Source organism: Paraburkholderia youngii (assembly GCF_013366925.1).
Taxonomy (GTDB): Bacteria; Pseudomonadota; Gammaproteobacteria; order Burkholderiales; family Burkholderiaceae; genus Paraburkholderia; species Paraburkholderia youngii.
In genome coordinates this window covers 6,585,476-6,599,227 of record NZ_JAALDK010000001.1, presented here as the reverse complement: position 1 = coordinate 6,599,227, position 13,752 = coordinate 6,585,476, and the positions used below count along the sequence as shown (strand labels likewise).

Here is a 13,752-nt window from a genome sequence, read left to right as displayed (position 1 = left end):
CCGCCGATGCCGACGCACACGCATCCGCGGGGCAGGTAAAGAGAGTTCGACGCGGCCGCAGAGCCGCGGCAGCACGCCGGCGCATGGGGCCGCATGCACCGGTTCACGTCAGCCGCCACCCGCGGCGAAGTTGTAACCTCTTTGGAGACCCTGATGCAGACAACTGTCAGTCTTTGGCCGCTCATCGGCGTGGCGGTCATCATCGTTGGCTTTCTGTTGCGCTTCAATCCGATGCTGATCGTGGCCGTCGCCGCGATCGTCACCGGTTTCGCCGCGCACTTCCCGCCGGAAAAAATCCTCGCGCTGATCGGCACCGGCTTCATCAAGACGCGCAACATCCCGCTGATCATCCTGCTGCCGCTCGCGGTGATCGGCCTGCTCGAACGACATGGCCTGCGCGAGCGTGCGCAGGCATGGATCAGCGGCATCAAGGCGGCGACCGCCGGGCGTCTGTTGATCGTCTATCTGGCCGTGCGCGAGCTGACCGCCGCGGTCGGCCTGACCGGGCTCGGCGGCCATCCGCAGATGGTGCGTCCGCTGATCGCGCCGATGGCCGAGGGCGCGACCGAGAACCGCTTCGGCAAGATCAGCGACGCGGTGCGTTTCCGGCTGCGCGCGTTCTCGGCCGCAACCGACAACGTCGGCCTCTTTTTCGGTGAGGACATCTTCGTCGCGTTCGGAGCGATCGTGCTGATGACGACCTTCCTGAAGGAAGCGGGCATCGTCGTGGAGCCGATTCACGTGGCGGTGTGGGGCATTCCGACCGCGATCAGCGCGTTCATCGTGCATGGCTTCCGGCTCTGGCTGCTCGACCGGTGGCTCGAGCGTGAATTGCGCGGCAAGGTGTCGGGCGGTACTTCGAGCGCGAAAGCGACTGCCGCATCGAAACCGTCGTCGGCCACACGTGCTACCGGAGATGAAGCATGACCTTCACGATCACCTATCTGTTCTGGTTGCTCGGCATCGTGCTGCTGATCGTCGGCGGCATGATCGTTACGGACCGCCAGCATCCGCGCCGCTTCACCGCGGGCGGCTTCTGGATTCTTTACGCGCTGATCTTCCTGATCGGCGACCGGCTGCCGCCGGCCGTGGTCGGCGTCGCGGTGATCGCGATGGCGCTGATCGCGGGCTTCGGCGGCGTCACCGCGGGCAAGCCGAAGACGCTGTCGCTCGAAGCGCGTCAAGCGAGCGCCGCGCGACTGCGCAACAAGCTGTTCGTGCCCGCGCTGACGATTCCGGTCGTCACCGTGATCATCACGCTCGCGGCCAGCCATCTCGTGTTCGGCGGCGTGCCGTTGATCGAGAAGGCCAACGTCACGCTGATCGGCTTCGGCATCGGCTGCGTGATCGCACTCGCGATCGCCTGCGTGATCACGCGCGACACGGTCGGTCAGTCGATGAAGGAGGCGCGCCGCCTCGTCGATGCGCTGTCGTGGGCCGCGGTGCTGCCGCAGATGCTCGGCATGCTCGGCCTCGTGTTCTCGGACGCGGGCGTCGGCAAGGCGGTCGCGCACGTGACCACGTCGTATATCAGCCTCGACTACCGCTTCGTCGCGGTGGCCGTGTACTGCATCGGCATGGCGCTGTTCACGATGGTGATGGGCAACGGCTTCGCGGCGTTTCCGGTGATGACGGGCGGCGTCGGGGTGCCGATCCTCGTCGGCGTATTCCACGGCAACCCGGCCGTGATGGCCGCGATCGGCATGTTCTCCGGCTACTGCGGCACGCTGATGACGCCGATGGCCGCAAACTTCAACATGGTGCCGGTCGCACTGCTCGAATTACCCGACAAGAATGCGGTGATCAAGGCGCAGATTCCGACGGCGTTGACGCTGCTGGTGATCAATATCTTTCTGTTGAATTTCTTGATGTTTCTGTAGCGCTGCTGACAAGCGCGTCGCTCAGAGAAGCGGCGCGTGAAAAGACGCGAGCGGTCTTGCGCCGCTCAGCCCGCCTCCACTACGAAGCCGTGCTGCCGCAACAGCTGCAGCACGCCCTTCGGTCCACCCAGATGCAGCGCGCCGATCGCGACGAACAGCGGCTTGTTCGGCGCGGCGAGCTGCAGCATCTTCGCGACGAAGCGGCGATTGCGCTCGTAGACGATCCGGTTGTCGATCGAATCGGAGATGCGGGGATCGCGCGCGAGCTTCTCGGATTTGGCGGCCTGCCACGCGGCGATCGCATCGGCATCGCCGACCTGCCATAGCCGATGCAGCGTGCGCACGTCCTGGACGTTCTGCGCCGGCGTCTGCACCAGGTCCTGTGCGAGCATCTCACGCTGCTGCGCGGCCGACAGTCCGGTGAACGAACGCATCTGCTGCGCGAGCGTTTCGAGTCCGACGATCTTGCCGCGCGTCTTCAGATACACGTTCTGCAATTGCGCTTCGGTACCGTACTCAGTTTGCAGACCCGCTGACAGCGAGTCGTAGGTCTCGACCACCAGCGACGCAAGCCACGGCCGCATCTTCTTGATCGCATCGAGCGCGGCCGGGTTGCCGCGCAGCCGCAGCGCGAGCTTGTGCCACAACGGCTCGGGCAGCAGGCCCGGCAGGCAGTCGTGCTTGCACACGCCGTACTTGGAGACGTCGTCCTGCGACACCAGCAGTTCGTCGGGCGACAGTTCGAGCGCGAGTGTCGGCGACGCGGCGAGCGCCGCGAGGATCGGCGCGCGGAACGGCTGCGCCGCCGGATAGTCGGCCGGATCGCCGACGTGCAGCGTGCCGAGCACATAGATGGTGATATTGCCGCGTGTCGCGACATAGAACGGCATGCGCGCCGGTTGCTGACGCACCGGTCCGCTCGCGGTGGTGCCGGGGACCGGGGGCGGCGCAATCGACGGCGGTGGCGTGGTTGGCACATTAACCGCTGGCCGGGCCGCCTGGGCCGCGGGGGCTGGCGTATTGGCCGCCGCGCCGGCTGCGTCGGCGATGCCGGGCACGGCCGCGCCGACCGACAGCGCGCAGCCTACGCGCAAAAAAGCGGACAGCGAAGCGTGAAGAACTACGGAGCAAAAGGCGCGCGCGAGCGCATCGACAACCGCGCAGAAAAACGTGCGAAAAAACTCGCTGAAGAAGCTTCCAGCAAATGCGCCGCAGGGCGCGGCGCCCACCGGCGCACGCGCCCCGCGGCGCCGCACGAAGGCGGCTATCCCGCCGCCCTCACACAAGCGGCGCGCAAGACGACGCGCCGCCACCCCATCAGGCATCCACGTCCCCCACCTCTTCGGCGCGGTGACACGAGACGAGGCGCCCATCCACTTCACGCAGCTTCGGCACCTCGCTGCGGCAACGATCGATCACGTACGGGCAGCGCTGATGGAACGTGCAGCCCGACGGCGGATTCAGCGGCGACGGCATTTCGCCTTGCAGCTTGATCTTGATCGTGCGGTCCGCCTCGAAGATCGACGGGGTCGCCGACATCAGCGCGCGCGTGTACGGATGGCGCGGCTTCGAGAAGATGCGCTTCTTGTCGCCGAGCTCGGCGACGCCGCCGAAGTACATGACCATCACGTCGTCGGCGATATGCTCCACCACCGACAGGTTGTGCGAGATGAACACGTAGCTCGTCTTGAACTCATCCTGCAGGTCCATGAACAGGTTCAGGATCTGCGCCTGGATCGACACGTCGAGCGCGGACACCGGTTCGTCGGCGACGACGATCTGCGGATCGAGGATCATCGCGCGCGCGATCGCGACCCGCTGACGCTGGCCGCCGGAGAACATGTGCGGATAGCGCTTCGCGTGCTCGGGCCGCAGGCCGACCGTGCGCATCATCTGCGCGATGCGCTCGGCGCGCTCGGTCGCGCTCATCTGCGTGTTGATCGCGAGCGGTTCGCCGAGGGTTTGCTCGACGGTCTTGCGCGGATTGAGCGACGCAAACGGGTTCTGGAACACCATCTGCACGCGCCGCCTGAGCGCGGCGATTTTCTCGTGATTCGCGCCGGCCACGTCCTCGCCATCGATCAGCAGGCGGCCCGCGCTCGGCGTTTCGATCATCGTCAGCTGACGTGCGAGCGTCGACTTGCCGCAGCCGGACTCGCCGACCACCGCCAGCGTCTTGCCGCGTTCGAGCGCGAACGACACGCCGTTCAGCGCCTTCACCGTGCCGTGCGCGAACATGCCGCGCTTGACCGTGTAGTAGCGCGCGAGCTGATCGGCGACGAGCACGTGATCGCCAGGACGATCCGACTGGCGACGGGTTTCGGGTACTGCGCTCATCGGGCGCCTCCTTGCGTGTGAACGTTGGCGTCCTTCTCGAGGTTCAGCGGCTTGATGCAGCGCACGCGCGTGAATTCCGCATGGGCGGGCAGCGCGGCGAGCGCGGGGCGCGCCTTCATGCAGTCGTCGACCACGTACTTGCAGCGCGGCGCGAACAGGCAGCCCTTGGGCCGGTCGTCGCGGCCCGGCACCATGCCCGGCAGCGCTGCGAGCCGCACCGCGCCCACGTTGTGCTCGGGAATCGCGGCCAGCAGCGCTTCCGTGTACGGATGATGAGGCGCGGCAAAGATGTCGGGCACCTTGTTCGTCTCGATCACCTCGCCCGCGTACATCACGGCGACGCGCTGCGCGACCTCGGACACCACCGCCAGATCGTGCGAAATCAGCACGAGCGCCATGCCGCGTTCCTTCTGCAGGCGCATCAGCAGTTCCATGATCTGCGCCTGGATGGTCACGTCGAGCGCGGTGGTCGGCTCGTCGGCGATCAGCAGCTTCGGGTTGCAGGCGATCGCCATCGCGATCATCACGCGCTGGTTCATGCCGCCCGACATCTGATGCGGAAACGCGCCGATGCGGTTCTTCGCATCGGGAATGCCGACCTGATCGAGCAGTTCGAGTGCGCGTTTGTCCAGCGCGCTGCCGCGCAAGCCTTCGTGCAGCTTCAGCACTTCCTTGATCTGATAGCCGACCGTGTAGCTCGGGTTCAGGCTCGTCAGCGCGTCCTGGAACACCATCGCGATGTCCTTGCCGATGATCTTGCGGCGTTCCTTCGCGGAGGCGTTCAGCAGGTTCTTGCCGTCGAACTTGATTTCGTCGGCGGTGACCTTGCCGGGCGCGTCGATCAGGCCCATCAGCGCCATCATCGTCACGCTCTTGCCCGAGCCCGATTCGCCGACCACGCCGAGCACTTCGCCCGGTGCGATGTCCAGATTGATGCGGTCGACCGCGGGCAGGCCGCCGAAGTTGACCGCGAGATTGCGGATGGTCAGTAGATTGCTCATGTTCAGGCCATCCGTTTCAGTTTGGGGTCGAGCGCGTCACGCAGCCCGTCGCCGAGCAGGTTGATCGCAAGCACCGAGATCAGGATGGACAGGCCAGGCATCGTGACGATCCACCATGCGCTGTCGATGTAATCGCGCGCCGACGCGAGCATCGCGCCCCACTCCGCCGACGGCGGCTGCACGCCAAGGCCGAGAAACCCGAGCGCGGCGGCATCGAGAATCGCCGACGAAAAGCCTAGAGTGGCCTGCACGATCAGCGGCGCGGTGCAGTTCGGCAACACCTGCGAGAACATCAGCCGCAACGTGCCCGCACCGGCAACGCGCGAGGCGGTTACGTACTCCTTCTGCAATTCGCCTTGCGCGGACGCGCGCGTCAGACGCACATAGCCCGGCAGCGCGACGATCGCGATCGCGAGCATTGTGTTGACGAGACCCGGACCGATGATCGCGACCACCGCGACCGCGAGCAGCAGCGACGGCAGCGCGAGCAGCACGTCCATGATGCGCATGATCGGCGTGTCGGCCCATTTCTCGAAGAACGCGGCGATCAGCCCGAGCACGACGCCCGGAATCAGCGCGAGCACTACCGACACGAAGCCGATCCAGAACGACAGCCGCGCGCCGTACATCAGACGCGAGAGGATGTCGCGGCCCGCTTCGTCGGTGCCGAGAATGAACTTCCAGTTGCCGCCGTCGAGCCACGCGGGCGGAATCTTGACGGAGTCACGATACTGCTCGATCGGGCTGTGCGGCGCGATCAGCGGCGCGAAGATCGCGATGAAGATCAGCACCAGCACGATGATGCCCGCGCCGACCGCGCCGCGGTTGCGCGAGAAGTTCACCCAGAATTCGCGCGCCGCGATGGCGCGGCCGCTCGGCGGGGTGACCGCCTGGGGGACGGTGTTTTGAATGTCAGCCATAGTGATTTACCTCGTATGGCGAATGCGCGGGTTGAGCACGCCGTACAGCAGATCGACGACGAGGTTCACGACGATCACCAGCGTCGCGATCAGCAGGATACCGCCCTGCACGACCGGATAATCGCGCCGGCCGATCGCGTCGATCAGCCACTTGCCGATGCCCGGCCATGAAAACAGCGTTTCGGTCAGCACCGCGCCCGCAAGCAGCGTACCGACTTGCAGGCCGATCACGGTGACGACCGGAATCAGCGCATTGCGCAGCGCATGCACGACGATCACGCGTCCCGGCGACAGCCCCTTCGCGCGCGCGGTGCGGATGTAGTCCTCGCGCAGCACTTCGAGCATCGACGAGCGCGTCATGCGCGCGACGACCGCGAGCGGAATCGTGCCGAGCACGATCGCGGGGAGGATCAGGTGACTGAGCGCGGACGTGAACGCGCCTTCGTCGGTGGACATCAGCGAGTCGATCAGCATGAAGCCGGTCACGTGCGGAATGTCGTATTCGACCGCGATGCGGCCCGACACCGGCGTCAAGCCGAGCTTGACCGAGAACACCATGATGAGGATCAAGCCCCACCAGAAGATCGGCATCGAGTAGCCGGTCAGCGCGGTGCCCATCACGCCGTGATCGACCACCGTGCCGCGCCTCAGCGCCGCGAACACGCCCGCCGGCAGGCCGACGATCAGCGCGAACAGCATTGCGCAGAACGACAGTTCGACCGTGGCGGGAAAGCGCGCGAGGAATTCGCCCATCACGCTGGTGTTGGTGATGATCGAGGTGCCGAGGTTGCCGTGCAGGGCGCGGCCGATGTAGTGGAAGTACTGGATTGGCAGGGGCTCGTCGAGCCCGAGGCGGTGCATCGCGGCCGCGTGCATGGCCGGATCGACGCCGCGCTCGCCCATCATCACTTCGATGGGGTCGCCCGGGATCAGGTGAATCAGCGCGAACGCGAGGATGGTGATGCCGATGAACGTCGGTATCACCATGCCGATGCGGCGCAAAACGAAGCGGAACATGGTTCGCTCCTATGGTACTGGTGATGAAAAAACGCAACCGGCGACGAGGGCTCGTGACCCCGGTCGCCGGACCATTTCGACCAGTTTTCTAACCGTGCGAAAGCGTACTCTACTGCGGCGTACTGTGCGAACTTTACGAATTACTTGATGCTGACGCCGTCGAAGCGCGCGTAGCCAAGCGGTTCGATGCGCATGTCGACCACCTTCTTGCTGACCGGCTGATAGACGGTCGAGTGGGCGACCGGCGAGAACGGCAGTTGCTGCGCGAAGATATGCTGCGCGTCGCCGTAGATCTTCGTGCGCGTCGCCACGTCCGAGGTCGTGCGGCCCTTCTGGATCAGCTCGTCGAACGGCTTGTAGCACCACTTCGAGAAGTTGTTGCCGTTGATCGCCTCGCAGCCGAGCAGCGTGCCGAGCCAGTTGTCCGGATCGCCGTTGTCGCCGGTCCAGCCGATCAGCATCGAGTCCTGTTCGCCCGCGTGCGCGCGCTTGATGTACTCACCCCACTCGTACGTGACGATCTTCGCCTTCACGCCGATCTTCGCCCAGTCTGCCTGGATCATTTCCGCCATCAGGCGCGCGTTCGGGTTGTACGCGCGCTGCACGGGCATCGCCCACAGCGTGATGTCGAAGCCGTTCGGGTAGCCGGCCTTCGTGAGCAGATCCTTCGCTTTGGCCGAATCGTACGAGGCGGCCGGCAGGTTCTTGACGAACGACCATTGCGTCGGCGGCATCGGGTTCGTCGCGAGCTGGCCCGCGCCCTGGTAGACCGAGTCGATGATCGCCTTCTTGTTGATCGCCATGTCGAGCGCCTGACGCACTTCGAGCTTGTCGACCGGCTTGTGCGTCACGTTGTACGCGAGGTAGCCGAGGTTGAAGCCCGGCTGCGACGGCATGTCGATGTTCGGCTCGGCCTTCAGCGGCGCGATATCGGCCGGGCGCGGATAGCTCATCACCTGGCATTCGTCGCGCTTGATCTTCTGCACGCGCACGCCGGCGTCCGGCGTGATCGAGAAGATCAGCTTCGAGATCTTCACCGCGTTCGGCTTCCAGTATTCCGGATTGCCGTCGAAGCGGATCGTCGCGTCCTTCGTGTAGCTGCGGAAGATGAACGGACCGGTGCCGGCCGGGAACTGATTGATATCGGCGGCCTTGCCTGCCTTCAGCAGTTGATCCGCATATTCGGCCGACAGGATCGACGCGTATTCCATCGCCAGATTCTGGATGAACGGCGCGTTGACTTCCTTCAGCGTGAACTTGACCGTGTACGGGTCGACCTTCTCGACGCTCGTGATCAGCTTGTCGAGGCCCATGTCGGTGAAGTACGGGAACTGCACCGGATACGCCTTGCGGAACGGCTGGTTCGGGTCGAGCATGCGCTGGAACGAGAACACCACGTCGTCCGCGTTGAATTCGCGCGTCGGCTTGAAGAACGAGGTGGTCTGGAACTTCACGCCGTGACGCAGATGGAACGTGTAGGTCTTGCCATCGGGCGACACGTCCCACTTCTCGGCGAGGCCGGGCTCGACCTTGGTGCCGCCGCGCTCGAATTCGACGAGGCGGTTATAGACGGTGAACGTGTTGGCCGTGAAGTCGACGCCCGTCGTGTATTGGGCCGGATCGAAACCCGCGGGACTGCCTTCCGAGCAGTAAACGAGGGTTTTGTTCGGAATCCCAGCGGCCTGCGCGCTCGTGACGCCAAGCAGGGATGCCGCTGCGGCAGCGACGAGCGTAGACACACGCGCGACGCGCAACAGATTGTTTTGCTTCATGTTTCCTCCAGGTTCAGGGCCGGCTTGCGCCGGCGTAGCGGGATATTACTTGAGCTTGGGCCGGCCACCAAGCGGAGCAAAATCCCTCTGTTGACGATAGGAAACACTTCGTGCAAACGTTTTGCCACGGTACTGTCGCGGTCCGGACGGCCCATTCGAGCCGCCCGGCGTCGAAAGCGGCGCAAAAAGCGCGCCGCGCCCGCTTACTTCACCCCGACCTCCAGGAATTGCGTCGGTCCGAACGGATCGATCTTGAAGCCCGTCACGTTCTTGCTGATCGGCTGATACACGGTCGAATGCGCGATCGGCGTGAACGGCACCTGGTCCTTGAAGATTTCCTGAGCCTGGGTGTAGGCCTTCAGCCGATCGGGCATCTTAGTGGTGCTGCGGCCCTGCTTGATCAGGTCGTCGTAAGGCTTGTAGCACCACTTCGAGAAGTTGCTGCCGTTGACCGCGTCGCAGCCGAGCAACACGCCGAGCCAGTTGTCGGGGTCGCCGTAGTCGCCGGTCCAGCCGATCAGCATCGCCTGATGCTCGCCGGCGTGCGCGCGGCGGATGTACTCGCCCCACTCGTACGTGGCGATATTCACCTTGACGCCGATCTTCGCCCAGTCAGACTGCAGCATTTCGGCCATCAGGCGCGCGTTCGGGTTATACGGGCGCTGCACCGGCATCGCCCACAGCGTCAGCTCGAAGCCGTCGGGGTAGCCGGCCTCCTTCAGCAGCGCTTTCGCTTTGTCGACGTCGTACGGTGCGTCCTTCAGGCTCTTGTCGTAGCCCCATTGCGTCGGCGGCATCGGGTTGGTCGCGAGCTGGCCCGCACCCTGGTAGACCGCTTCGATGATCGCCTTCTTGTTGACCGACATGTCGAGCGCGCGGCGCACGAGCACGTTGTCGAGCGGCTTTTTGCTCGTGTTGTACGCGATATAGCCGAGGTTGAAGCCCACTTCGCTCGGCATCGCGAGCGAGCCATCGGCCTTCACGGTCGGAATGTCGGCCGGGCGCGGATACGACATCACCTGACATTCGCCGCGCTTCAGCTTTTGCAGGCGCACGGCCGGATCGACGGTGATCGCGAAGATCAGCTTGCCGACCTTCGCGACGCCCGGCTTCCAGTAGTCGGGATTGCCGTCGAAGCGGATCGTGTCGTCCTTCGTATAGCTGCGGAAGATGAACGGACCGGTGCCGACCGGGTACTGGTTGATGTCGGACGCCTTGCCCGCCTTCAGCAGCTGATCCGTGTATTCAGCCGACAGGATCGACGCGAACGGCATTGCGATCTGCTGCAGGAACGGTGCGTCGACTTCCTTCAGCGTGAAGCGCACCGTGTACGGATCGACCTTCTCGATTTTGGCGATGTTCTTCGCGAGACCGAGGTCGTTGAAGTACGGAAAATTGACCGGATACGCCTTGCGGAACGGATTCTCGGGATCGAGCATGCGCTCGAAGGTGAACACGACGTCGTCCGCGTTGAATTCGCGGGTCGGCTTGAAATACGACGTGGTCTGGAATTTGACGCCGCGGCGCAGATGGAACGTATAGGTGAGGCCGTCGGGCGACACGTCCCACTTTTCGGCAAGTCCCGGCTCGATGTCCGTGCTGCCATGCGCAAATTCGACCAGCCGGTTATAGACCGTGTACGAGCCGGCGCTGAACTCGACGCTGGTCGTGTATTGCGCGGTATCGAAGCCCGCCGGGCTGCCTTCGGAGCAGAAAATCAGCGTCTTGTCGGGCAGCGAGGCCGCCTGCGACGCGGCGGGCGCGAGGCCGCTGGTGGCGACCGCGAGCGCGGCGAGAGCCGGCAGGCAGAACTGGTGAAGCGCGAACAGTCGGTGTGCCGCAGTCATTCTTGTCACTGTCATATCGTCCTCCGCACAGCAGCCGGGGTAGCTGCTTTTCGATGATAGACAGCCCAAAAATGAGCTTCAACAGGGACTTACCACGCTATTTGGGACAAATTCGAGACCCGCGCCGGGGTGGCGGGGACCGCGCGGCCTTTGCAGCCGCGCGGGCATAGCCGTTAAACGGCGAGCCGTTCGCAGATCGCCTTGGTCGACGTGGCCGCGTTCAGCGTATAGAAGTGCAGACCCGGCACCTTCGCGTCGACGAGCCGTTGACACAGATCCGTCACCACGTCGAGCCCGAACGCGCGGATCGACTCGCGGTCATCGCCGAAGCTCTCGAGCCGGCGCGCGATCCAGCGCGGCACTTCGGCGCCGCACATTTCGGAGAAGCGCATCAGCTGCGAGAAGTTCGTGATCGGCATGATGCCGGGCACGATCGGCACGTCGACGCCGAGCTGGCGCGCATCGTCGACGAAACGGAAGTACGCGTCCGCGTTGAAGAAGTACTGCGTGATCGCCGAGTTCGCGCCGGCCTTTACCTTGCGCGCGAAATTCTCCAGATCGTGTCGCGGCGAGCGCGACTGCGGATGGTATTCCGGATAGCCGGCCACCTCGATCCAGAACCAGTCGCCGAACTCGGCACGGATGAAGCTGACGAGCTCCGATGCATAGCGCAGCTCGCCGACCGCGCCCATGCCCGAGGGCAGATCGCCGCGCAGCGCGACGATATGGCGGATGCCGTGCGCGCGGTACTCGTTAAGAATCGCGCGCAGGCTTTCCTTCGACGAGCCGATGCACGACAGGTGCGGCGCCGCCTCGAGCCCTTCCTTCGCCATGTCGATGACGGTATCGAGCGTGCCTTGCTGGGTCGAGCCGCCGGCGCCGAACGTGACGGACACGAACTTCGGCTTTAGCGACACGAGTTGCGCGCGGGTCGCGCGCAGTTTGTCGATGCCTTCCTGCGTTTTCGGCGGGAAGAATTCGAATGAGAGTTCGATCGGATTCATAGTCAATAAGGTCAACCGAGACTGCGGTTGCCGAAAATGAGCGCGGACAGCAGCCACGACACGATGCTGTACAGGATCGAGCCGAAGAACGCCGACCAGAAGCCCGACACCTCGAAGCCCTTCAACAGCGACGAGGCCAGCCAGAAGCACAGCGCATTGACGACCAGAATGAAGAGTCCGAGCGTGAGGATCGTGACGGGCAGCGTCAGCAGGATCAGTACCGGCCGAATCACCGCATTGATGAGACCGAGCACGATAGCGACGATCAGCGCGGTGCCGAAGCTGCGGATGTGGATCGACGGAACGATGTAGGTGATGATCAGCAGCGCGAGCGCGTTGATGAGCCAGGTCAGCAGCACGGTCATGTTAGAACTCCTTGTAAGCACCTGTGCGGGGAAGATGTCCAGCAAATGAAAAGCGGCGCTGTCGAACAAAGCGGCGCATTGTGCGCCGCCCCGAGATCAGACCGTCAAACTTTTCACCGCCGTCCGCTTGGCCGGGCGCGCGAAGCGCGCCTCGAACCCGCGGGCGGCCGCCTACTTAGTAGCGATAGTGGTTCGGCTTGAACGGACCGTTCTTGTCGACGCCGATGTAGCCGGCCTGCGCGTCGGACAGCACGGTCAGGTTCGCGCCGATACGCGCCAGGTGCAAACGCGCAACCTTCTCGTCGAGATGCTTCGGCAGCACGTACACCTTGTTTTCGTACTTCGCGCCCTGCGTGAACAGTTCGATCTGCGCGAGCGTCTGGTTCGTGAACGAGTTCGACATCACGAACGACGGGTGGCCCGTCGCGCAGCCGAGGTTTACGAGACGGCCTTCGGCCAGCAGGATCACGCGCTTGCCGTCCGGGAAAATGATGTGGTCGACTTGCGGCTTGATGTTTTCCCACTGGTACTGACGGGTCGACGCAACGTCGATTTCCGAGTCGAAGTGGCCGATGTTGCAGACGATCGCGTTATGACGCATCGCCTTCATGTGATCGTGGTTGATCACGTGGTAGTTGCCGGTCGCGGTCACGAAGATGTCGGCTTTATCCGCCGCGTATTCCATCGTCACGACGCGGTAGCCTTCCATCGCCGCTTGCAGTGCGCAGATCGGATCGATTTCGGTGACCCACACGGTCGCGCCCAGACCACGCAGCGATTGCGCGCAGCCCTTGCCCACGTCGCCGTAGCCGGCCACGACCGCGATCTTGCCCGCAATCATCACGTCGGTCGCGCGCTTGATGCCGTCAACGAGCGACTCGCGGCAGCCGTACAGGTTGTCGAACTTCGACTTCGTGACCGAGTCGTTGACGTTGATGGCCGGGAACGGCAGACGGCCTTCCTTTTCCATCTGGTAAAGACGATGCACGCCGGTGGTGGTTTCTTCGGTGACGCCCTTGATCGCCGCGAGGCGCTTCGAGTACCACGTCGGGTCGATCTCGAGGTGCGCAGCGATCGACTTGTACAGCGCAATCTCTTCCTCGTTGGTCGGCTTGGCGATCACCGAGCGGTCTTTTTCGGCCTTCGAGCCGAGGATCAGCAGCAGCGTTGCGTCGCCGCCGTCGTCGAGAATCATGTTGGCGAACTCGCCGTTCGGCCATTCGAAGATGCGGTGCGAGAACTCCCAGTATTCGTCGAGCGATTCGCCCTTGAACGCGAACACCGGCGTGCCGGCCTGCGCGATCGCGGCGGCGGCATGGTCCTGGGTCGAGAAGATGTTGCACGAGGCCCAGCGCACGTCGGCGCCGAGCGCGGTCAGCGTCTCGATCAGCACGCCGGTCTGGATCGTCATGTGCAGCGAGCCGGCGACGCGCGCGCCCTTCAGCGGCTGCTGCGCCTTGTACTCTTCACGCGTTTGCATGAGGCCGGGCATTTCGGTCTCGGCGATCGTGAGTTCCTTGCGGCCCCAAGCGGCGAGCGACATGTCGGCAACAACGTAATCCTGCTTTTGGGAATCGATGACTGCGGCGTTCATCACGCCCTCCTTTCT

At 64.2% G+C, this 13,752-nt stretch carries 12 protein-coding genes; 2 read left to right on the top strand and 10 right to left on the bottom strand.

Annotated features, from left to right (window positions below; all coding sequences use genetic code 11):
• The first annotated feature begins 153 nt into the window (after nt 1-153).
• Together G5S42_RS30060 and G5S42_RS30055 are read left to right on the top strand one after the other, a co-directional pair.
• Entirely contained in the window at nt 154-927 is a 774-nt protein-coding gene (locus tag G5S42_RS30060; RefSeq protein ID WP_176110043.1) for a DUF969 domain-containing protein, read from the top strand.
• Entirely contained in the window at nt 924-1,880 is a 957-nt protein-coding gene (locus G5S42_RS30055) for a DUF979 domain-containing protein (protein ID WP_176110042.1), read from the top strand. The genes G5S42_RS30060 and G5S42_RS30055 overlap by 4 nt, the downstream gene beginning before the upstream one ends.
• 65 nt (nt 1,881-1,945) lie before the next feature.
• On the opposite strand, the gene G5S42_RS30050 is transcribed toward G5S42_RS30055, so the two are convergent.
• The 10 genes from G5S42_RS30050 to ahcY all read right to left on the bottom strand — a co-directional run bounded on the left by G5S42_RS30050 (nt 1,946) and on the right by ahcY (nt 13,737).
• Nucleotides 1,946-3,205, bottom strand: a complete 1,260-nt coding sequence (locus tag G5S42_RS30050; protein WP_176110041.1) for a TraB/GumN family protein — start codon at nt 3,203-3,205, stop codon at nt 1,946-1,948.
• Nucleotides 3,198-4,217 carry a peptide ABC transporter ATP-binding protein gene (locus G5S42_RS30045; protein WP_176110040.1) on the bottom strand — a complete coding sequence of 340 codons (1,020 nt, stop codon included), beginning with the start codon at nt 4,215-4,217 and terminating at the stop codon, nt 3,198-3,200. The genes G5S42_RS30050 and G5S42_RS30045 overlap by 8 nt, the downstream gene beginning before the upstream one ends.
• Complete coding sequence (locus G5S42_RS30040) at nt 4,214-5,218, bottom strand: ABC transporter ATP-binding protein (protein WP_176110039.1); 1,005 nt, start codon at nt 5,216-5,218, stop codon at nt 4,214-4,216. The genes G5S42_RS30045 and G5S42_RS30040 overlap by 4 nt, the downstream gene beginning before the upstream one ends.
• Before the next feature lie 2 nt (nt 5,219-5,220).
• Nucleotides 5,221-6,138 carry an ABC transporter permease subunit gene (locus G5S42_RS30035; protein WP_176110038.1) on the bottom strand — a complete coding sequence of 306 codons (918 nt, stop codon included), beginning with the start codon at nt 6,136-6,138 and terminating at the stop codon, nt 5,221-5,223.
• Nucleotides 6,139-6,144: 6 nt separating this feature from the next.
• A complete protein-coding gene (locus G5S42_RS30030) occupies nt 6,145-7,155 on the bottom strand; it encodes an ABC transporter permease subunit (RefSeq protein ID WP_176110037.1) in 1,011 nt (336 codons plus the stop codon).
• Nucleotides 7,156-7,295: 140 nt separating this feature from the next.
• On the bottom strand, nt 7,296-8,927 hold the full coding sequence (locus G5S42_RS30025) for an ABC transporter substrate-binding protein (RefSeq protein ID WP_176110036.1): 1,632 nt from the start codon (nt 8,925-8,927) through the stop codon (nt 7,296-7,298).
• Between the two features lie 203 nt (nt 8,928-9,130).
• Complete coding sequence (locus G5S42_RS30020) at nt 9,131-10,774, bottom strand: ABC transporter substrate-binding protein (RefSeq protein ID WP_176110678.1); 1,644 nt, start codon at nt 10,772-10,774, stop codon at nt 9,131-9,133.
• Between the two features lie 173 nt (nt 10,775-10,947).
• On the bottom strand, nt 10,948-11,778 hold the full coding sequence (gene metF, locus G5S42_RS30015) for a methylenetetrahydrofolate reductase [NAD(P)H] (RefSeq protein WP_176110677.1): 831 nt from the start codon (nt 11,776-11,778) through the stop codon (nt 10,948-10,950).
• 11 nt (nt 11,779-11,789) lie between these two features.
• Nucleotides 11,790-12,143, bottom strand: coding sequence for a phage holin family protein (locus tag G5S42_RS30010; RefSeq protein WP_018432546.1), 354 nt, complete (start codon nt 12,141-12,143; stop codon nt 11,790-11,792).
• 175 nt (nt 12,144-12,318) lie between these two features.
• On the bottom strand, nt 12,319-13,737 hold the full coding sequence (gene ahcY, locus G5S42_RS30005) for an adenosylhomocysteinase (protein ID WP_176110035.1): 1,419 nt from the start codon (nt 13,735-13,737) through the stop codon (nt 12,319-12,321).
• Nucleotides 13,738-13,752 lie beyond the last annotated feature (15 nt).